Annotated in this window: 20 protein-coding genes and 1 pseudogene; 9 read left to right on the top strand and 12 right to left on the bottom strand. The window is 70.4% G+C overall.

The window, feature by feature from the left end; translation table 11 throughout:
• Positions 1 to 60: 60 nt before the first annotated feature.
• On the bottom strand, positions 61 to 633 hold the full coding sequence (locus ABGB21_RS00755; protein ID WP_347675955.1) for a TetR/AcrR family transcriptional regulator: 573 nt from the start codon (positions 631 to 633) through the stop codon (positions 61 to 63).
• A 96-nt stretch (positions 634 to 729) separates the two neighbouring features.
• Here ABGB21_RS00755 and ABGB21_RS00760 point away from each other — a divergent pair, with 96 nt between their 5' ends.
• The gene (locus ABGB21_RS00760) at positions 730 to 2,280 is read left to right on the top strand and encodes a carboxylesterase family protein (protein WP_347655503.1); all 1,551 of its coding nucleotides are present in this window, start codon (positions 730 to 732) and stop codon (positions 2,278 to 2,280) included.
• Between the two features lie 119 nt (positions 2,281 to 2,399).
• Here ABGB21_RS00760 and ABGB21_RS00765 read toward each other — a convergent pair whose 3' ends face one another.
• The 5 genes from ABGB21_RS00765 to ABGB21_RS00785 all read right to left on the bottom strand — a co-directional run bounded on the left by ABGB21_RS00765 (position 2,400) and on the right by ABGB21_RS00785 (position 5,901).
• Positions 2,400 to 3,935, bottom strand: coding sequence for an SPFH domain-containing protein (locus ABGB21_RS00765; protein WP_347655504.1), 1,536 nt, complete (start codon positions 3,933 to 3,935; stop codon positions 2,400 to 2,402).
• A gap of 88 nt (positions 3,936 to 4,023) precedes the next feature.
• Positions 4,024 to 4,536 carry a hypothetical protein gene (locus ABGB21_RS00770; RefSeq protein ID WP_347675957.1) on the bottom strand — a complete coding sequence of 171 codons (513 nt, stop codon included), beginning with the start codon at positions 4,534 to 4,536 and terminating at the stop codon, positions 4,024 to 4,026.
• 120 nt (positions 4,537 to 4,656) lie between these two features.
• Positions 4,657 to 5,043 (bottom strand): VOC family protein, encoded by a 387-nt coding sequence (locus ABGB21_RS00775; RefSeq protein ID WP_347655520.1) that lies wholly within the window; start codon positions 5,041 to 5,043, stop codon positions 4,657 to 4,659.
• Positions 5,043 to 5,348, bottom strand: a complete 306-nt coding sequence (locus ABGB21_RS00780) for a metalloregulator ArsR/SmtB family transcription factor (protein WP_347655506.1) — start codon at positions 5,346 to 5,348, stop codon at positions 5,043 to 5,045. Before ABGB21_RS00780 ends, ABGB21_RS00775 begins: the two co-directional genes overlap by 1 nt.
• Positions 5,349 to 5,394: 46 nt before the next feature.
• Positions 5,395 to 5,901, bottom strand: a complete 507-nt coding sequence (locus ABGB21_RS00785; RefSeq protein WP_347655507.1) for a helix-turn-helix domain-containing protein — start codon at positions 5,899 to 5,901, stop codon at positions 5,395 to 5,397.
• A gap of 80 nt (positions 5,902 to 5,981) precedes the next feature.
• On the opposite strand from ABGB21_RS00785, the gene ABGB21_RS00790 reads away from it, so the two are divergent.
• From ABGB21_RS00790 to ABGB21_RS00810, 5 genes are all read left to right on the top strand, one after another.
• Positions 5,982 to 6,491 (top strand): pyridoxamine 5'-phosphate oxidase family protein, encoded by a 510-nt coding sequence (locus ABGB21_RS00790; RefSeq protein ID WP_347655508.1) that lies wholly within the window; start codon positions 5,982 to 5,984, stop codon positions 6,489 to 6,491.
• A 36-nt stretch (positions 6,492 to 6,527) separates the two neighbouring features.
• Positions 6,528 to 7,718 carry a serine hydrolase domain-containing protein gene (locus ABGB21_RS00795; protein WP_347655509.1) on the top strand — a complete coding sequence of 397 codons (1,191 nt, stop codon included), beginning with the start codon at positions 6,528 to 6,530 and terminating at the stop codon, positions 7,716 to 7,718.
• 93 nt (positions 7,719 to 7,811) lie between these two features.
• Positions 7,812 to 7,949 carry a hypothetical protein gene (locus ABGB21_RS00800; protein ID WP_347675959.1) on the top strand — a complete coding sequence of 46 codons (138 nt, stop codon included), beginning with the start codon at positions 7,812 to 7,814 and terminating at the stop codon, positions 7,947 to 7,949.
• A 37-nt stretch (positions 7,950 to 7,986) separates the two neighbouring features.
• On the top strand, positions 7,987 to 8,298 hold the full coding sequence (locus ABGB21_RS00805) for a hypothetical protein (RefSeq protein ID WP_347675961.1): 312 nt from the start codon (positions 7,987 to 7,989) through the stop codon (positions 8,296 to 8,298).
• Positions 8,299 to 8,342: 44 nt separating this feature from the next.
• Positions 8,343 to 9,047: a DUF6193 family natural product biosynthesis protein gene (locus ABGB21_RS00810; RefSeq protein WP_347675963.1), complete on the top strand. Its 705-nt coding sequence runs from the start codon at positions 8,343 to 8,345 to the stop codon at positions 9,045 to 9,047.
• A gap of 214 nt (positions 9,048 to 9,261) precedes the next feature.
• Here the strand turns inward: ABGB21_RS00810 and ABGB21_RS00815 are convergent, their stop codons facing one another.
• The 5 genes and pseudogenes from ABGB21_RS00815 to ABGB21_RS00835 all read right to left on the bottom strand — a co-directional run bounded on the left by ABGB21_RS00815 (position 9,262) and on the right by ABGB21_RS00835 (position 15,179).
• Entirely contained in the window at positions 9,262 to 10,254 is a 993-nt protein-coding gene (locus tag ABGB21_RS00815; protein ID WP_347655513.1) for a DUF6528 family protein, read from the bottom strand.
• Positions 10,255 to 10,334: 80 nt separating this feature from the next.
• Entirely contained in the window at positions 10,335 to 11,501 is a 1,167-nt protein-coding gene (locus tag ABGB21_RS00820; protein ID WP_347655514.1) for a hypothetical protein, read from the bottom strand.
• A gap of 182 nt (positions 11,502 to 11,683) precedes the next feature.
• Positions 11,684 to 12,169 (bottom strand): annotated as a pseudogene (locus tag ABGB21_RS00825) (SigE family RNA polymerase sigma factor); the annotation flags it as partial.
• A gap of 169 nt (positions 12,170 to 12,338) precedes the next feature.
• Positions 12,339 to 14,537, bottom strand: a complete 2,199-nt coding sequence (locus ABGB21_RS00830; RefSeq protein WP_347655137.1) for an MMPL family transporter — start codon at positions 14,535 to 14,537, stop codon at positions 12,339 to 12,341.
• A gap of 102 nt (positions 14,538 to 14,639) precedes the next feature.
• A complete protein-coding gene (locus ABGB21_RS00835) occupies positions 14,640 to 15,179 on the bottom strand; it encodes a helix-turn-helix domain-containing protein (RefSeq protein WP_347655138.1) in 540 nt (179 codons plus the stop codon).
• A gap of 176 nt (positions 15,180 to 15,355) precedes the next feature.
• On the opposite strand from ABGB21_RS00835, the gene ABGB21_RS00840 reads away from it, so the two are divergent.
• The 3 genes from ABGB21_RS00840 to ABGB21_RS00850 all read left to right on the top strand — a co-directional run bounded on the left by ABGB21_RS00840 (position 15,356) and on the right by ABGB21_RS00850 (position 17,865).
• On the top strand, positions 15,356 to 15,883 hold the full coding sequence (locus ABGB21_RS00840; protein ID WP_347655139.1) for a SigE family RNA polymerase sigma factor: 528 nt from the start codon (positions 15,356 to 15,358) through the stop codon (positions 15,881 to 15,883).
• Positions 15,870 to 16,790 carry a hypothetical protein gene (locus ABGB21_RS00845; RefSeq protein WP_347655140.1) on the top strand — a complete coding sequence of 307 codons (921 nt, stop codon included), beginning with the start codon at positions 15,870 to 15,872 and terminating at the stop codon, positions 16,788 to 16,790. Before ABGB21_RS00840 ends, ABGB21_RS00845 begins: the two co-directional genes overlap by 14 nt.
• Before the next feature lie 67 nt (positions 16,791 to 16,857).
• The gene (locus ABGB21_RS00850; RefSeq protein ID WP_347655141.1) at positions 16,858 to 17,865 is read left to right on the top strand and encodes a phosphotransferase; all 1,008 of its coding nucleotides are present in this window, start codon (positions 16,858 to 16,860) and stop codon (positions 17,863 to 17,865) included.
• A 79-nt stretch (positions 17,866 to 17,944) separates the two neighbouring features.
• On the opposite strand, the gene ABGB21_RS00855 is transcribed toward ABGB21_RS00850, so the two are convergent.
• Positions 17,945 to 19,489, bottom strand: a complete 1,545-nt coding sequence (locus ABGB21_RS00855; RefSeq protein ID WP_347655142.1) for an alpha/beta fold hydrolase — start codon at positions 19,487 to 19,489, stop codon at positions 17,945 to 17,947.
• Positions 19,490 to 19,514 lie beyond the last annotated feature (25 nt).

Raw genomic sequence — 19,514 nt, forward strand, 5'->3', positions numbered from 1 at the left:
TAGGCCGCGGCCGTGCTCGTGGCCCAAATGATCATTGAGCGAGTGCGACGGGCATTGGTTTCAGTGGGCGAGTGCGGCCAGGGCGCGGAGTCCTTCGAGGATCTCGTCGGCGGTAGGCGCGGTCGTGGGGTCGCTGAGGTGCTGGATCATTACGCCTGACATGAGGGCGAGTTGGACACTGCCGAGTGTGCGTACCGACTCGTCTGCAACCTGGTCCTCGGGCACGCTGGTGAGGATTGCCGCCATGCCCCGGCGGCCCTCCGCGATGCCGCCCGTTAGGGCCTGGCGCAGCTCGGGTTGGCGCTGGGCCTGCATGAACAGCTCTATCGAGGCGAGCCACAGGTCGGGCTGAGCGGTGAGGTCGTCGATGAGGCTCTGCCAAATCCGCGCGAAGTGCGCCCGGGTGCAGTCGTCGGCGTCGGGGCGCAGCGCCCGGCCAACAGAGTCGCCCCATTCGTCGAGGATCTCGAACAGGGCCTGGTTGAGCAGGGCCTCGCGGGAGCCGTAGTGGTAGCCGATGGCGGCCATGCTCACGCCGGCAGCGGTGGCGATGTCGCGGACGCTGCTGCGGTCGTACCCCTTCTTCCGCAGGCAGGCCTTGGCGCCGACGAGCAGGGCTTCGCGATTTCCCATGCGGCAGACCGTAGCACCACTTTGCGCGCTCGCCTAGTGCGATCGTTTTGCGCGAACGCCTTGCGCGATCGCCCAAATCTGCTTACTGTCCGTCCCATGACAAAATTCATGACGGCTTCCAGGGCGTCCGCCCTCGCCGTGTCGGTGGGTCTCGGGCTCGCCCTGGCCACCCCGGTGCTCGCCCAGGCCGCGGGACTCGACGGTGTTGCCGACCGGACGGTGCTCCACACGACCAACGGCACGGTGCGCGGCACCGCCGACGGCCCGATCCGCAGCTTCCAAGGCATCCCGTACGCCGCCGCACCGGTCGGCGACCTGCGCTGGAAGGCACCACAGCCCGCCGCGACCTGGACCGGGACGCGGGAGGCGACCAGCCCCGGCGCCCCCTGCCCCCAGCCGGAAGGGCTACCCGTCGGAGTCCCCAGCGAAAACGAGGACTGTCTCTACCTGAACGTCACGACGCCCGCCGCGACGGCGACCGAGAGGCGGCCGGTGCTCGTCTGGATCCACGGCGGCAGCCTGATGTACGGCAGCGGTGACATGTACGGCCCCACAAGCCTCGCCACGAACGGCGCGGTCGTGGTGTCGATGAACTACCGGCTCGGCATCATGGGCCACTTCAGCGACCCCTCCCAGCCCGGCGCCGACGGCCTGAGTCTGCAAGACCAGCAGGCCGCCCTGCGCTGGGTCCGCGCCAACGCCGCCGCCTTCGGCGGTGACCCCGGCAACGTGACGATCATGGGCCAGTCCGGCGGTGGCTTCAGCGTCTGCGGCCACCTCGCCTCCCCCGCCTCCGCCGGCCTGTTCCACCGGGCCATCGTGCAGAGCGCCCCCTGCGCCACCGACGGCTCCCGCACGCGCGCCGAAGCCGAAGCCGACACCAGGAGGGTCATCACCGCAGTCCACTGCGAGCTGGACACCGCAGCATGCATGCGAGGCAAGCCCGTCGCTGAACTCCTTGCGGCCTACGGCCCGTTCAACGAGCCTCGCCCGGTGGCCGGAACGGCGCTGATGCCGCTGCCGCCGGCCGAGGCCCTGCGCACCGGCAGGTTCAACCGGGTCCCTGTCCTCATCGGCGTCAACCACGACGAGGAGCGCGGCATGGTGCTGGGCGAGGAACTCGCCGCGGGCACCCCGATGAAACCCGAGGACTACGAACCCGCCATCCGCGCACAGTTCGGCGAAAACGCCGACGCCGTGCTCGCACGGTATCCGCTGCGCGACTTCGGCTCGGCAGGCGAGGCCCTGGCCACCGTCCGCACCGACGCGCTCTGGTCGACGCCCACCGTGGACACCGCGCGGATGCTGTCGAAGTGGACCCCGACGCGGATGTACGAGTTCAGCGAGCGCGACACCCCCTGGTTCACCGGCTACCCGGCACCCAGCTTCGCGCACCGCGCCGGCCACATGACCGAACTGCCCTACCTGTTCGACGACATCGCCCTGTTCGAGGCCATTGCGCCGGAGCAGGACGCCTTCCGCGACCGCATGCTGCGTACCTGGACCGGCTTCGCCGCGACCGGCAGGACCACCTGGCCCAGCTTCCGCAGCGACCACGGATACGTGCAGACACTGTCCTCGCACGCCTGGCAGCGCGCGGACTTCACCACCGACCACAACTACGGCTTCTGGGGGAACCTCCGCTAACACCGGCCCACCAAGCGCGGGGGTCACCGGCTCGACCAGCAGTAGCCCCTGCCGCCGACAGCGGTGCGGCCCGGCCCCGGAGAACCTCCGGTGCCGGGCCGCGACTGGTGGTAGGGGTGTCAGTCCTTCTCGACCGCGGGCGCCGACTTGCCACCGTTGGCCAGGATGCCGTCCAGGATCTGGTCACCGCCGCCGCGGGAGGCCCCGAGCCGGGCGAGCAGTCCGGCCAGGTCGACACCGGTCAGGTCACTGCCGAGCTGCAGCCCCTGGGCGACGTTGGCGGCGACCGACTTGGTCAGCGAGCTGGCGCCGTCGGTGGAGATGACGGTTAGCTTGTCGATCGCGCCGACCGGGGCGCTCGCCGCCTCGACGACCTGCGGCAGCATCTTCACCAGCAGGTCGAGCACGGCCGCCTCGCCGTACGCGGAGAAGGCCTCGGCCTTGCGGGACATCGCCTCGGCCTCGGCCTGGCCCTTGGCCAGGATCGCCGCGGCCTCCGCCTGGCCCTCGCGCTCGATCGCCTCCGCGATCGCGGTACGACGGCGCTGCTCCGCCTCACCTTCCTTGGCACCCTCGATGGCATTCGCCTCGGCGAGTGCCGCCCGGCGGGCCCGCTCGCCCTCACCGGTCAACCGGGCCTGCTCGGCGGCGGCCTGGGCGGCGGCGATGGTGGCCTGCCGCTCGGCGTCGGCGGCGAGCACCTTCGCGTTGCGGGCCGCCTCGGCCTCCTGCTCCACCTTGTAGCGGGCCGCGTCGGCCGGCTTGCGGACCTCGGTGTCGAGCTGGCGCTGCTTGAGTTCGGCGTTGCGCTCGGCAACCTTCTGCTGTTCGGAGAGGATCGCCTGGTCCCGCTCGGCCTGGGCCAACGGACCGGCGGCCGCCGACTTCGCCTTGGCCGCGTCGATCTCGGCCTGGATCCCGGCCTGCTTCAGCGCCAGGTTCCGGTTCGCCTCGGCGATCACCTCCTCGGCGAGCAGTCGCTCCTGCTCGGCCTGCTGCCGGGCCCGGGCCTCGGCGATCGCCGCGTCCTTGAGTACCCGGGCGGCCTCCGGCCGGCCCAGGTCCTGGAGGTACGACCCCTCAGCCAGGATGTCCTGGAGCTGGAAGGTGTCGAGCACCAGACCCTGGTTGGTCATCGAGTGCTCGGCCTCCTCGGCGACCGCGCTGGCGAACGCCGCCCGGTCCCGGATGACCTCCTCGACGGTGAGCCGGCCGACGATCGACCGCAGCGCACCGGCGAGCACCTCACGGGTGAAGCTGTCGATCTCGTCCTGCTGGTGCAGAAACCGCTGCGCGGCGGCCCGGATCGCGTCCTCGGTGCCGCCGACCTTGACGATCGCGACACCGTGCAGCTCGGCCCGGATGCCCTGCTTGCTGACCGCGCCCTTGATGCTGACGTCGATCCGCCGGCTGGACAGGTCGAGGGACTGGAGTTTCTGCACCACCGGCAGGACAAAGACCGACGCACCGAGGACAACCTTCTGCCCGGACATGTCGGTCGACCGGGTGCCGTCGGCGCCCTGGGTCGTACGTCCCTTGCGGCCGGTGACGATGAACGCCTCGTTCGGTCCGGCGACCTTGATCCGGGAGAGCACGAAGAGGATGAGGATGAAGGCGAGCAGTACCGCTCCGCCGATGGCGACGAGGATCAGCATGACACCGTCCGTTTCGGAGTGAGGGTTGGCGACGACACGAGGGCACGGTCGAGCTGAGCTGGGGTGAAGGAGAGTTGACGAGTGGGGGCTAGTACGTCTCGACGAGGACGCTCGTCTCGCTCAGCGCCTCGACGACAAAGATCTGGGCGCCGGTCGCGATCGGGCGTTCGGACTTGGCGTTGAGCTTCACCGGCTGGCCGGCGATCCGGACGCGTACCTCGCCGTAGCCGGCGGTAGGGATCGGGGTGACCACCACACCGAGCGCGCCGACCAGGTCGTTGCGGGTCGGGGTGGCGTCGGTGCGCATGTTACGGGCGGCCCGGGAGATCCGGGAGGCGAGCCAACCGGCCGGGACGGCCGCCAGCGTGCCGAGCGTACCGGCCGCCACGATCTGGCCGACGCCACCACCGCCGAGTAGTTCGTTGGCGATCGCACCGCCGAAGCCGAGGACGCCGGCGAAGGCGGCGACCGCCTCCAGGCTGATCGGACCGTCGATGTCCGGGTTGCCGATGTGTGCGAGTTCGGTGCCGAGCAGCGCCAGCGCGAGCACCGCGACGCCGGCACCGCCGATGATGAGGAAGATCAGGGTCCCCGCTGCCACGACCTGAAAGGTAGCTGACAGTGGCAAACGCGCTCGGTGGTCGGACCGACACGGCTCGGCCCCGGTCGCGATGACCGGGGCCGAACGGAGCGCAGGGGTTTCGAAAGCGCCGGTGCGTGACTACTTCAGCGCGGCGATCTGGATCAGGTTTCCGCAGGTGTCGTCGAGGACGGCGGTGACCACCGGGCCCAGGTCGGTCGCCTCCTGGGTGAACTCGACGCCCAGCGCCTTGAGCCGCTCGACCTCGGCGTACACGTCCTCGACGGCGAACTGGGTGAACGGGATGCCGTCGGCGACCAGGGCCGCCTTGAACGGTCCGGCCGCAGGGTGCCCGTCCGGCTCCAGCACCAGTTCGACACCGTCCGGGTCGGCCGGGGAGACCACGGTGAGCCAGCGGGCCTCGCCGGCGGGTAGGTCGGTCTTCTTGATGAAGCCGAGCTTCTCGGTGTAGAACGCCAGCGCCTTGGCCTGGTCGTCGACCAGCACGCTTGTGACGTTTATCCGGATCACGATTGTGGTTCCTCTCGGTTGACGAGCCACCGGTCGACGATCGAGCGCAGCGGGCTCGGGTTGATGTGGTGGAACTTGAACCGGCCCTGCCGCCGGGTGTGCACCAGACCGGCCTGTTCGAGGACGGCGAGGTGTTGCGAGATGGCCTGACGGGTGGAGGCCAGGCCGTGTTTCATGGTCAGCCGGCTGCAGATCTCGAACAGCGTCTGGCCATCCCGTTCGGTCAGTTCGTCCAGGATGATGCGTCGGGTCGCGTCACCGATCGCCTTGAACAGGTCGGCGTCTGCGTCCATGCCCACCATTTATAGGCAAGTTGTCACTTGCCTGTCAACGGTCAGGAGTATTTCGTCAGCGCGTTTCCGCGACCGCGGCCTCGTACGCCGCCTGCAGTTCGGCGAAGACCGACGGGGTGCCCGGCGGCCGGGGGATGCCGAGGTGCTGTTCGCGCAGCTCGTCCATGAACCGGTCCCACAGGTCGGGGCCGCCCCGTTCGAGGAGTTCGGCGCGGACGGAGAGTTCGTGGCTGGCGGGCATGTGTCGGCGGCCCCAGGAGCCGAGTGCCGCCATCACCGGTACGAGCTGTACGCCCGCCTCGGTGAGGCTGTAGCGGATCTTCTGGCGGTGGGTCTGGTCGTCGGTGCGCGAGAGCAGGCCGTGCGCGACCAGCCGGCGGAGCCGGTCGGCCAGGATGTTGGAGGCGATCCCCTCCTGGGAGCCGGTCAGCAGTTCGCGGAAGTAGTGCCGGTTGCCGAACATCATGTCGCGCAGCACGACCAGCGACCACCGGTCGCCCAGCACCTCGACCGCCAGGTTGATCGGACATCCCGACCGGTGCGGCTCTTCCACGTCAGCCATCCGTTCCGATTGTACTTTGCAATCGCTGGTGTTAGCGTCGCGTCGACCACTTGCGATCTGCAATCAGCCCCGGAGGTGTGATGGAGGCGGCGAGCGCGACCATCGACCGGCGCTACAGCGACGAGAAGGCCGAGGCGGTGCCGTGGGCGGCGGCCGAGGCGAGGCTGGCCGGGGCGGAGGTCGCCTGGATCGTGACCGTACGGCCCGACGGCCGTCCGCACGCGACCCCGATGGTCCCGGTGGTGCTCGACGGGAAGGTCTACTTCCACACCGGCGACACCGAGGTGAAATACGCCAACATCCAGGCCAACCCCCAGGTGATGGTCCTGGCCGGCGACACGGCCTGGGACTGCGGCCTCGACGTGGCGATCGAGGGGACCGCCGCCGCGGTGACCGACGAGGCACTGCTGCGACGGGTCGCCGCCCGCTACCGCAGCCGCTGGGACGGCCGTTGGCAGCTCGACATCCAGAACGGTGCCCTGGTGTCCAAGAATCCCGGCACCCAGGCCGTCGTCTTCGAGGTGACACCGAGGGCGGGGCACGGCAACGCCAAGGGCGACCCGTTCGGGCACACCACCTACCGCTACTGAAACCGGCACGACACAGCGCAGGAAGAGGCGAGACAGATGAGTAAGGGTGGCTTCTCGGCGAGGCGCCTGGCTCGGGTACGACGGCAGCTCCAGCGTCACGTCGACTCGGGCTTCGTGCCGGGTGCGATGGCCGTCCTCGCCCGCCATGGCGAGGTGCACGTCGAGGCAGTGGGCAACCTCGCGTTCGAGGGGGCGGGAGCGAAGACGCCGATGGCGGCCGACACCATCTGGCGTACCGGCTCGATGACCAAACCGATCATCGCCGCGTGTGCCATGACGCTCGTGGAGGACGGCACGCTGCGCCTCGACGATCCGGTCGACGACCTCCTTCCGGAGCTGGCGGACATGACGGTGCTCGCCGACCCGGACGGGCCACTCGACAACACCGTCCCGGCGAACCGTCCGATCACGCTGCGGGACCTGCTGGCCAACACCGCCGGCACCGGAATGGTCCCGGCCATGCCGGGAACGGTCCCGATCGCCGACGCGCTGGACGCGCTGCGCTACCCGTCGCCGGACGAGTGGCTGAAACAGCTCGGCGCGCTTCCGCTCGTCCACCAGCCGGGTGAGCGCTGGATGTACGACGTCGCCTCAAACGTGACCGGCGTACTCGTCGCCCGGGCCACCGGCATGTCGTTCGGGGAGGCCGTGCGTGAGCGGATCTGCGATCCGCTCGGGATGAAGGACACCGCGTTCCACGTGGGCGCCGAGAGCGTCGACCGGTTGGCGACGGCGTACGAGCGGGACAACGGCCCGACCGGTGCGGCGGTGGTCGAGGACGCTCCCGACGGGCGGTTCAGCCGGCCCCGGGCGTTCGAGTCAGGTGGTGGCGGGCTGGTCTCGACCGCCGACGACTACCTCGCCTTCGCCTCGGCCCTGCTGGCCGGCGGTTCCCACCACGGCGAACGGGTGCTGTCGCGGCCGTCGGTGACGCTGATGACGAGCGACCAGCTGAACCCGGAGCAGAAGGCGGTCTCCGGGTTCTGGCCTGGGTACTTCGACAACATGGGCTGGGGCTTCGGGATGTCGGTCCGGACCCGTCGTACGCAGCTCGGCCCCTCGGTCGGCAGTTACGGATGGTCCGGCTTCTACGGCAGCGCATGGTACAACGACCCCGCCGAGGACCTGACGACGATCGCCATCATGCAGCGGGCACACGCGGGCGACCAGACCATGCCGATGTGGACCGACTTCTGGACCGCCGTCTACCAGTCGATCGACGACTGACAGAGCAGGCCGGCGGGCCGCCACGGGGGCGGCCCGCCGGCCGGTACCCGACAGAACCGGCCGCCAGCCCACCCGACAGTCCACACTGGTCTGATGGTCGCTGCTGAGGGGCGCAGTCAGATCGTCGAGGTACGCGACGATCCGGCCGCCGAGTCGGTGCCGCGCTGTCGGGCGTACCGGCTGCCGGACGCCCTGGTCGAGCCACCCTTCGAGGCGTTCCAACCGTTCTGATCCGACGTCCGCAGATGACCTACGGCACCATGACGGCGTGCCCGATCAGCCTGTCTTCAGCGATCCGTGGTGGGACCTGCGCCGGGATGGTCCGGCTGAGCAGGCGCAGCGGCGGGCGCTGCACGCCCAGCTTTTTTCCGAGATCGCTCCTGGTCACCCTCTCCACGGACAGCCCGTGGAGGTGGTCGCCCGATCGAAGGCGTCGGACGACATCGTTGTCCAGACCGCCGAGCGGTGGGCGATCGTGCACCTCACCTGGGAGAACGCGATCCAGACACCGCCCTGGCCCGTGACATGCCTTCACGAAAGCGCCAGTGATTTCGTACGAAAGCTGCCCGAGCCAGGCTGACCGCTTTGGGTCGCCGGCACACTGGTCTGGTGGCGGGAGATGACATGAGGCCAGCTGGGAACGGTGTCGACCCTGTTCTCTACCCGGACATCGTCCGGGCGGGAAGTCTGCAGCGCGCCCTGCAGGCCGAGTGCGACGCGGCCGGCCACCAGCTTCGGGCGTTTCTGCCGTCTGCACCAGGCTGGCGTCAGGTGGGCGCGAGGGTCGAGGACAACCAGTGGTGCACCAACGTGCTGATGGCTCGCCTCGAACGGTCGTTCAGCGTGAACTTCTGGGCTCGGGGGGTCCTGATGGCCCGGGGCTCCACAGGCGACCTGTCCGAGGTCGCCGGCGCGGCCGCCACCTGGCGGTCCGGCGTACGGGTCCGCGACCTGGGCGCCGCCTGGGCGTACGTCAGGTTCGGCCCGCTCGCCGAGGCGCACGAGCGTGGTGAGGCGGCGGAGTTCACCTGGCGCAGGTACGCCGAGAATGCTCACCAGGCGCCGCAGCTGACCCGGTTGGCCTCGTTCGTCAACCTGGCCATCCAGGAGCCGAGGATGCGGGCGCTGATGCCGTTCACCAGCCACTGGCGGCTCGGGTTCAGCCGTACCGTCGGTTATCCGTACAGCGGAGACTGCCCCTGGGTGATTCCGCTGGACGACGGGCGTTACCAGGTGCGGGCCGCAGACGGACGTGAGTGGGGCATCGGCGACGCGACCGCCAGCCTCAACCTTGTCCTGGCCGCGCTGGACGATCCCACACCGAGTTGAGCCACCGGTCGGCGGGCACTTCCGCCGCGTCGTCCGTGATCACGTAAACGACGGCCGGCCATGGCAGGCCACGGTTTACGTGATCACGACGCTCAGGCGCTGAGGGTGTTCTCCTTGAGGGCGGTGAGGAAGCTGGTCCAGCGGTCGTCGGGGGTAGCGGAGTACGGGTCCGGTCCGGTCCTTGCTGTGGCGGACGGCGACCCGGCCCGGCGGCTCACTCGAAGGCGGTGGTCCAGTTCCGGACCTTGTAGAACTCGGCACCGGAGCGGGTCTTCGTCTCGGTGGCGGTGCCGGCGGAGTCGAAGAACTGCACGGTCGGGCTGCCCCAGGTACGGGAACCGGTGTTGTCGCCGCGTACCCAGGCCCGCTCGCCGCCGGGTGTCTGGTTGACGTACGCCTTCACCCGGGTCGTGCTGGAGATCCTGGTCAGGGTACGGCTGCTGGTGTTGACCGAGAAGACCCCGGTGGTGTGGGTGATCAGCAGGGTGTTCGGGTCGGTGTACGAGGGCTGCAGGTCGTGTCCGAGGTTCGGCCTCACCACCCCGTCGGCGTTGGTGTACGTGCCGAGGCTGATCGCGGTGCCGGTCGCCGCGAGCCGGGTGCTCCGGTACGTCCCGTTGATCTTGTATGACACCAGCTTTCCCTCGCCGATCGCCCAGACGTACTTGTGGGTCGGGTCGTAGAGCACGCCGTGCGCGCCCGGGAACGAGATGGTCTGCACCAGCGCCAGGGTGCCGGGGTCGCTGATCGCGGTCGGCGAGTAGAGCTTGAGGGTGCCGCCCGAGCTGGCCACGACGATCGAACCGTTGTCCGGGATCCGTTCGATGGCGTGCGGGTTGCCGCCGGGGGTCGCCTGCCACAGGATGTCGGCGGTGGTGGCCCGGGGTTGGCCGCTTTTCACGTCGACGATCGCCGCCCGTCCGCCGGAGGCGGTGACCAGGGCGACGGTGCCGAACGCTGCGGTGGCGCGGATCCGCACGTCGGAGATGTTCTGCCAGGCGCCGGAGGTGGTGCCCGGGGTGAACTGCCAGTGGAGGTTGGCGTCGGTCCACGCCACGTTCCGGTTCCAGACCAGTACCCGGTTGCTGACCTGTTCGGTGGTGGCCAGGTAGTAGTTGTCCGCGGCTGCGGCGGGACCGGTGGTGCCGACGGCCGTGGTGGCCGCCACCGCCGTCGTGACGAGGGCGGCCAGGATCGCGTTGCGCATGGAGTCCTCCCCGGGGATCGACACGACTGACAATAGTCTTTGTCGATGCCTGTGGGGAAGAAACTTTTCTTCAGGTTGCGTCAGTTCGGCGCGACGAGGACCTCGGCCTTGATGAACTCCCTCGGCAGTGGGAGGCGTTGCAGTTCCGTACCCTTCAGGTCGATCAGCACCGCGGCCGGCCCCTTGGCGCCGGCTGAGTCCAGGTAGAGCAGCCAGTCGTCCCGGATCCAGGTGACGTCGGCGCTGGGCAGTCTGTTGATCGACTTTCCCGTCCCGACGTCCACGAGCTGCGCCGACTCGACACCCTGGAGCGCGACGTACCGTCCGTTCGGCGACCAGGCGGTCGTGCCGGAGACGTTGCCGGGCAGCGGTACGACCCGGACCGGTTCGGCGCCGTCGACGGCGAAGATCTCCATCTGGAAGTGGGGCCGTTTTGTCTTGTCGTCCGGAGTGGCCGCGATGGCCAGCTGCGGCAGGGCGATCTCCCGACCGTTCGGCAGCCAGCTGAACCGACAGATCTCGGGGCAGATCTGCCGGTTGGAGACCGGGAACTGCCGGAACGAGCTGTTCGCGGGGTCCAGGATCCCGAAGCGTGCCCCGGCCGGATTCTTGTCGAAGATCGTGACCAACAACTGACCGCCGTCCGGAGACCACCGTGGACTGAGGATCGTCCCGACCGCACTGGTCCACCGCACCTCGCGGGTGGTGAGGTCGAGCAGGCCGATCTCGTTCGAGCCGACGGTGCGCTGCACCGCCACCAGCGAACCGCGCGGAGCGGGCAGGACCTGCTGGTACTCCTTGCCGAGGTTGACGTACCGCCCGGCGGCACGGTCGTACACCCAGGAAGCGGAGATGACCGGCTGGGCGACCGCGAGGGCGATCCAGCCACCGGGCAGCACCAGCGGCCTGTCCTGCCAGTCCTTGCCCACCGACGACACCGGGGACGGCTCGGCGGGCGGCGGCAGGAGAGCGGCGGTCGGCTCGGCGGTCGGCTCGGCCGACCCGGACTCCTCGGGCGCCCCGGCGACCGTCGAGGGCGGCGGCTCCGTGTCGGGGCGCAGCCAGACGTACGGTGCGGCGATCGTCGCCACCGCGACGACCATCGCCGCCGTGGCGCCGACCCGGCGCCGGCGCCGGATCCGTCGACCCTGCCTGACCACCCCGGCCAGGAAGTCCGGCGACTGGTGCGGGTCACCCGCCAGTTCGTGTACGGCCTCCCGCAGCATCCGTTCCGTGTTGCCGTTCACCCGTACACCTCCGTCCGTTCTGTCGCCGCCGTCCGATCGTTGCGCCGGCCCACCAACTCCGGTTGCCGTAGCAGGGCGGATCCGCCCCCGGTGGCCGGGTCGTCGCGATTGCCCCCGCCGGGCGTGCCGTCCCCGCCGGGCGTGCCGCGCCGGTCCGTCCCGGGCGCCAGCTCGGCGAACTCGGGTACGAGGTCACGGAGCTTGGCGAGGGCCCGGGACGCCTGACTGGCCACGGTGCCCGGCCGGCAGCCGAGCATGGCCGCGGTCTGCTCGACCGTCTGGTCCTCCAGGTAGCGGAGCACCAGGACCGCCCGTTGCCGGGGCGGCAGTTTCCGCAGCGCGTCCCGGAGCAGCATCCGTACCGCGGTGTCGTGGTCGAGTTGTCCGGCGGCGACCGCCTGCCGTTCCGGCACCTCGGCGACGGTCACCTCGGAGCGTCGGCCCCGCCGCCGCCAGAGCGACACCTGGTCGTGGTAGAGGATCTGCCGGACGTACGGCTCGGCGTCGCCCCGGATCCGCGGCCAGCGGGCGTACGCCTTGGCCAGCGCGTTCTGCAGCAGATCCTCGGCGGCGTACCGGTCGCCGGCGAGAGCCTGGGCGACCCGGAGCAGCACGTCACCCCGTTCATGCACGAACCGGGTGAATTCCTCCTCGGACGTCCGTCCCACGCTCACCTCCCCCGTGCAGAGACGCTCCGCACCGGGCAAAAGTTTGCCTCGCCCCGGGAAAAAACCGCGCGCCGGCGTGGCTGCCCGAACCGGTGGTGACCTGCGCCGGGACGCGGGTCGGGGGGGGGCCCGGCGGCCGGGCCGGCCCCCCCCCGACTGGTGGGCCTGGTCAGACCCGGCTGAGTTCGGGCTGCTCCGCCTCGACGGCGCCCAGGTGGTGGCGCAGCCGCTCACCCTCGATGTCCACGCTCGGCAGGATCCGGGCCAGCCAGCCCGGCAGCCACCAGGCGGCCCGACCGAGCAGCGACATCACCGCCGGGACGAGGGTCATCCGGACCACGAACGCGTCGATCGCCACCCCGATCGCGAGGGCGAAGCCCATCGACTTGATCACCGGGTCCTCCATCAGGACAAAACCGGCGAAGACCGAGGTCATGATCAGCGCGGCGGCGGTGACCACCCGGCCGCCGTGCCCCATCCCGTTGACCGTGGCCTGGACCGCCGTGTCACCGTGCACGAAGTCCTCCCGCATCCGGGAGACCAGGAAGACCTCGTAGTCCATCGCCAGCCCGAACAGGATGCCGATCAGCAGGATCGGCAGGAAGCTGATCAGCGGACCGGGGGTGTCCAGGCCGACCAGGTCGGCGAGATGCCCCTGCTGGAAGATCAGCACGGTGAGGCCGAAGGTGGCGCCGACGGTCAGCAGGAAGCCGAGCGCCGCCTTCACCGGTACCAGCACCGACCGGAAGACCAGCATCAGCAGCAGCACCGACAGGCCGACGACCAGCAGCAGATACCACGGCATCGCGTCGGAGAGCTTCTCCGAGACGTCGATCCCGACCGCGGTCTGACCGGTGAGCGCCACCTCGACGCCGTCCGTCCCGTCGATCGGGGCGACCCTGGCCCGCAGGTCGTGCACCAGCGTCTCGGTCGCCTCGTCGGTCGGGCCGGTGGTCGGGATGACCGCGAGCAGGGCGGTGCGCTGGTCCCGGCTCGGGTTCGGCGGGGCGACCACGAGCAGGTTCGGCGTACCCTGCACCGCCGCGGTGACCTGCTGGGCGGCGGCACCGGTCCGCTCCGCCGAGTCGCTGGAGACCACCAGCACCAGCCGGTTGTTGAAGCCCGGCCCGAAGCCCTCGGTGATCAGGTCGGCGGCGGCCCGCTCCGGCGTACCCTCCGGGGCGCTGCCGTGGTCCGGGAGCGCGACCCGCATGTCGGCGGCCGGGAGGGCGAGCGCGCCCAGCCCGAGCACCGCGACCAGGATCACCGGTACGCGCAGCCGGATGACCAGCCGTGCCCAGCGGAAACCGAAGCTCCCGGAGTGGCCGGCGTCGTCGCCGCCGGTCGCCGTCGCCGCCCGCAGCCGGCGCGGCAGCACCCGGTGGCCGGCGAACCCAAGCAGCGCCGGGAGCAACGTCAACGCCACGAGCACCGCGACCGCGACGGTACCGGCGGCGGCCAGGCCCATGATGGTCAGGAACGGGATGTTCACCACGGAGAGTCCGGCCAGCGCGATCACCACGGTCACCCCGGCGAAGAGCACCGCCGAACCGGCGGTGCCGATCGCCCGGCCGACCGCCTCCTCCGGCTCCAGCCCCTCCAGCAGGTTCTGTCGGTAGCGCGAGGTGATGAACAGGGAGTAGTCGATCCCGACCGCCAGGCCGAGCATCAGGGCCAGGATCGGCGCGGTGCTGGTCAGGTCGGTGACGCTGCTCAGCGCGTACAGGCCGGCCATGCCGGCACCGACCCCGAGCAGTGCGTTGAGCATGGTCATCCCGGCCGCGACCAGCGAGCCGAGGGTCACCACCAGGACGACCAGGGCGATCACCACCCCGATCGCCTCGGTGCCGCCGACCTCGGGCGGGCCGGACATCACCTCACCGCCGTGCTCCACCCGCAGCCCGGCCGCCGTCGCGCTGCCGCCACTGGCCTCGTACGCCTCGCGCTGCGCCTCGGTGATCTCGTCGGCCTGCGCGGCGAACTGCACCTGGACCAGCGCGTACCGCCCGTCCCGGGAGACGGCGCCGGTGGCGAACGGGTCGAGCGCACCCAGCACGCCCGCCAGGGTCGCGGCCTCCCGGACCAGGCCGGCGACGGCCGGTTGGTGCTGCGGGGCGGCGAGCTGCTGCCCCTCGGGCGCGGCCACCACGATGGTGCCGGTCGCGCCGCTCGCCTCCGGGAACTCCCGTTGCAGCGCGTCGATGGCCCGCTGCGACTCGGTGCCGGGGATGGAAAAGTTGTTCGAGGTCGGTCCCATGAACGCCACCGCCGCGCCGCCGAGCGCGGCCAGCAGGACGAGCCAGAGGACCACAACGAGCCGGCGGCGCCGGAACGATGCCCGGCCGAGCCGGTAGAGGAGTGTCGCCATGTCGCTTCCTTGTCGGGGGATGGAGCGGCTGCGGGAAATCGGGGTGGTGCGGCGTTGTGCTGGTTTGGTGGTGCGGTGCTGTCCGGGGTGGCGGTGGGCGGGTCAGGCGTGGTCGACCAGGGCCCGGCGGGCCACCTGGACCAGGGCCTGCCGGAGTTCGTCGGCGTTCTCGTCGGCGCAGTCGATGACGATCGCGGTGATCCCGGCGAGCAGCACCTGGGCGGCGATCCGCGCCGACAGCTCGGTCGACTGCCCGGCAAAGGCGGCGACCAGCCGGGTGGTGACCGGCTGCAGGTCCCCGAAGGCCGGATGTTCGAGCAGGTGTGGCATGTCGTCGTAGATGAGCGCGACCTCCTGGCGGAACGTCACCACCAGGTCGACGAAGCCCTCGATGGCCGCCTCCCGCGCCTCGGCGGCGGACAGCCCGCCGAGCCGGGCGTCGAGTGCGACCAGGTCCCGGGCTGCCGGGGCGACCAGGGCGAGGAGGATCGCCTCCTTGCTGTCGAAGTGGTAGAGCAGGGTCGCCTTCGAGCAGCCGACCTCGACCGCGATGTCGTGCAGCGACGTGCCCTTGAACCCGGCGTGCGTGAACTGCCGGGCCGCCACGGCCAGGATCTCGTCACGGGTTCTGCCGCGTGCCATCCCACCACCTCCTCCGCCCAGGGTGCCTGACCGATCGGTCAGAAACTAACCGATCGGTCAGAGTGTGGGTCGGGTCACCCGATGGCGGCCGAACCGCCGTACCGCTGTTCGTCCGCTCCGGCAACTGATCCCTCCGGTAGGGCAACCCGCCCCGACAGGACGGAGTTCTGAGGGGTATGCGGGTTGATCCCACCTTCGAAACCTTCGTCGAGGGCAGGTCCACGGCACTGCTCCGCACCGCGTACCTGCTCACCGGGGATCGCGGGCACGCCGAGGACCTGTTGCAGACGGCCCTGTTGCGTACCGCGCGGCACTGGTCGCGGGCGCGTGAGGCACCCGAGGCGTACACCCGCCAGGTGCTGGTCAACCTCTCGCGGGACCGGATCAGGTGGCTGTTCCGGCGCCCGAGGGAGGCACCGATGCCAGCCGAGCCGGACAACCTGCGCGCGGTCGACGGCGGGTACGAGCGGGTGACCGACCGTCGGGTGGTGGTACGGGCGTTGGCCAAGCTGCCCATCCGTCAGCGGCAGGTTGTCGTACTGCGCTTCTTCGAGGACCTGTCCGTCGAGCAGACCGCGGAACTGCTCGGCTTCTCCACCGGGACGGTCAAGTCGTACACGTCCCGGGCCCTGGCCAGGCTGCGCGAGCTCCTGGCAGACGATCACGATTCCTATCCCCTGGAGGTTCCCCATGCTCACCGATGAGCGGTACGGCCACCAACTCGGTGTCCGACTGCGGCAGGAACTGGAGGACGTGCACGCGTCACCGGGGCTGGTCTCCGCGCTGCGTCGTCAGCAGGCCCGGCGTACCTGGTCGATCCGTACCGCGATCGCCACGCCGGTGGTCGCGGTGGCCGCCGCCGCCCTACTGGTCACGACCGTCGGCCAGGGGGTGCCCGGCGAAGGGCGTCCGGCCGACGGCACCGTGCGGTTCGAGAACGTGGCCCAGGTGCAGGAGCAGACCCTGAAGGCGCTGGGCCGGGCCACCGAGTACGTCATCTACGCGAGGAACACCTACGACGGCGGCTACTACGACGAGTGGACCGACAAGGCCACCCAGCGGTACCGGAACGACGTCTACGACAGTTCCGTGCGTGCTTCGGTCCCGCCGGGCGGGAAGGGACAGGCACCCCCGGCTCCCACCGACCGGACGCGGGGGCCGATCCGGCTGTCCCAGTCGCACCTGGTTACCGGTCCGGAGGGTGACCAGGACGGCGTCACCGTCGACTACCTGCTCAAACAGTGGTGGACGGGGCCGCTGCCCGACGAGGACCCCACGGGGATGCCGGACATCACCGATCCGGAGAGCATCCGTGAGGCGATCACCGACGGCACGGTGGAGTTGGTGGGCAAGGAGAAGGTGGACGGCGTCGACACCCTGCACCTGCAACTTTTCGGGCCGCACCGGTCGTACCGGATCGACATGTGGGTGGACGAGACGACCTACCTGCCGGTTCAGGGAACCGCGGTGAAACGCATCGGCGGGCAGGGCCCGGGTGAGTTTCCCGCCGCGGCAACGGTGACGACCAGGTACTCCTGGCTGCCGCGTACGGCGGAGAACCTGAGGCATCTGGAGCTGACGCCCCCGCCGGGCTTCACCGAGCAGAAGTGAACCGGATGCGGGGCTGCGCCTTCAGGCGCGGCCCCGCATCGTTCCGGTGCCCACTATGGTGCGGTGGGTGGACGCCGCCCGGACACCTCGCCAGTTCGCCGACCGGACCCAGTTGACCGATGTGGTCCGGGCCGCGTACGGCACCTCCCGCAGCATCAGTACGGTCACCCGGCTGCGCGGCGGGACCAGGAAGGGTGTGTACCGGCTGACCCTCGACGACAACTCCACGGTGGTGGGCTACATCTGGAGCGCCGAGGAGAACTACTGGCCGGTCGCGGCGGGTGCCGACGGAGTGCCGGGCACCACGGTGCTCGCCAACGCCGCCGACAGTGTGCTGTTCGAGGCCGCAACCGCCGAGTACGCCCGGATCGGCGTCCGGGTGCCCGAGATCCACCTGCTCGACCGGAGCCGGCGCTGGTATCCGGCCGACATCGCCCTGGTCGAGGAGGTCCCCGGGCCGAACCTGGAGCAGCGGCTGGCCGACGATCCGCGGGCGGCGGCGGGTACCGTCGCCCGGCTGGCCGAGATGCTGACGGTGATGCGCGACCACCGGTCCACCCGGTTCGGCAAGGTCGCGGTGGCCGCCGAGGCGACGCCGACGCTCCCGTCGGCCCTGGACGTGGTCCGGAGATGGGCGCTCAAGGACCTGACCGAGGCGGCCGGGCGTGACGAGCGGATCAACCGGGAGCGGGCACGGCTGACCGACCTCGTACACGAGCTGGCGTCGGCGGTCGATCCGGTGACGTCGTACGGGCTGGTCCACGGTGAACTCGGTCCGGACCATGTGCTGGTGGACGCCGCCGGTGAACCGGTGCTGATCGACATCGAGGGCACCATGTTCTTCGACGTCGAGTGGGAGCACGTCTTCCTGCGGATCCGCTTCGGCGAGCACTATCCGCTGCTCCGGCCGGACGGGCTGGACGAGCGGCGACTGCGGTTCTACCAGCTCGCCCAGCACCTGTCGCTGGTCGCCGGCCCGCTGCGGCTGCTCGACGGCGACTTCCCGAACCGGGAGTTCATGCTCGGCATCGTGGCCCACCACACCGAACGCCTGCTGTCCTTTCCCCCGTCGTAGCCCCGTGGCCGCGCGGGAGAAGCCGACCAGGCCCGGACGCGCCGGATCGGAGCGTCCGAGCCAGGTTGCTACCGGACGACTATCCAGCGGAAGCGGTCGGTGCCGGTTCGGCGGCAGGGCAGCGGGTGCCGTGGGCCGGCACCGCCAACCGGATCAGATAGGCGTCCACGGTGTCCCTTGTACACGAGGTGGCGGTGTAGACGCCGTGGCCGGAGCCCTCGTAGCTGAGCAGCACACCGTGCCGGCCGAGTTGCCGGGCCACGTTTGTCGCCCAGTTGTATCCGGTGGCGGGGTCGTGCACCGCGTTGAGCAGCAGCAGTGGCTGTTCGCTGTGAATCTTCAACCGGTGCTGCGGATTGTCGACCAGGGGCGACCCGAGGCACGACTCCACGACCGCCAGCGCCTGCGGGTACGGCAGGTCAGGCGCGATCCGGGCCATCTCCCGCAGCCGGGCGGCGTACTCCCGGTAGTCGCGGATCGGCAGGTGCCAGTCCTGACAGAAGATCGCCAGGTAGTTCGAGCTGGTCTGTGCCCCCGGCGCCGTCGGGATCGGGTCGGCGACCCTCGCCGCGACGGTTCCGCCCCGGGCCTGGGCGCTCAGCGTGCTGATCATCCCTGCCAGCCCGGCGTAGTCGGGGTTGTAGAGCGCCCGGGGTGCGAGAAAACCACTGAGCGCGTACGGGGTCAGCGTCGCCGACGGGTCCTTCGGGTCCGGCACCTCCCCGCGTCCGGCCCGGTCCATCAGGTCGGCCCAGACCGCGCGAACATCCTGCCCATACAGCGGGCAGCTCTCGGTACGGCCGCACCACGCGACGAACGCGTCGAACGAGTCCTGGGCGGCGGTGGTCTGGGTGTTCAGGAAATCCCGGGTGTCGAGGCTGTGGTCGACGACGCTCTCCAGCACCATCGCCCGGACCCGGTGTGGGAAGAGTTCGGCGTACTGCTCACCGAGCAGGGTGCCGTACGAACTGCCGTGGTAGGTCAGCCGCGTCTCGCCGAGCGCGGCGCGTACGGCGTCCAGATCACGGGCCATGCTGACGGTGTCGACGTGGTCGAAGACCGGCCCGGTCCGCTCCCGGCAGTCCTGCCACAGTCTGCGGTTGTACAACACCGTACGGTCGAAGTCGGCCTGGCTGGTCAGCACCGGTGTGGGCCGCTGGTTGAGCAGCTCGGTCGAGCAGCGCACCGGACTGCTGGCGCCCACGCCTCGCGGGTCGAAGCTCACGATGTCGAACCGACGGTGGAGTTCGGGACTGAACCGCCGGAAGTTGTTCGGGTTCGCCACCCGACTCACCCCGGAGTCTCCGGGACCGCCGGGGCCGAAGAACAGGGCCCCCACCCGGGCGGCCGGGTCGGTGGCCGTACGCCGGGCCAGCGCCAGATCGAAGGTCGGCCCGTTCGGGTGGCTCCAGTCGATCGGCACCGCGAGAGTGCCGCACTGCGCGGTGGCATCGGCGGCACACGGCTGCCAGTTGATGCCCGGCGTCGGACGCGGGGCGGTGGCCGCGCCCGCCGTACCGGGAGAGCCGGTGAGGGTGGCGAGGACGACCGACGCGAGCAGGGTCGCGGACCATCCGGTGACGGTCCGACGGGTACGCCGGACCGGTTTGTTTCCGGGCAGCATGAAGTGCTGTCCTTTCTGCCGGGGA

The sequence above is a fragment of the Plantactinospora sp. B24E8 genome (genome assembly GCF_039871735.1).
Taxonomy (GTDB): domain Bacteria; phylum Actinomycetota; class Actinomycetes; order Mycobacteriales; family Micromonosporaceae; genus Plantactinospora.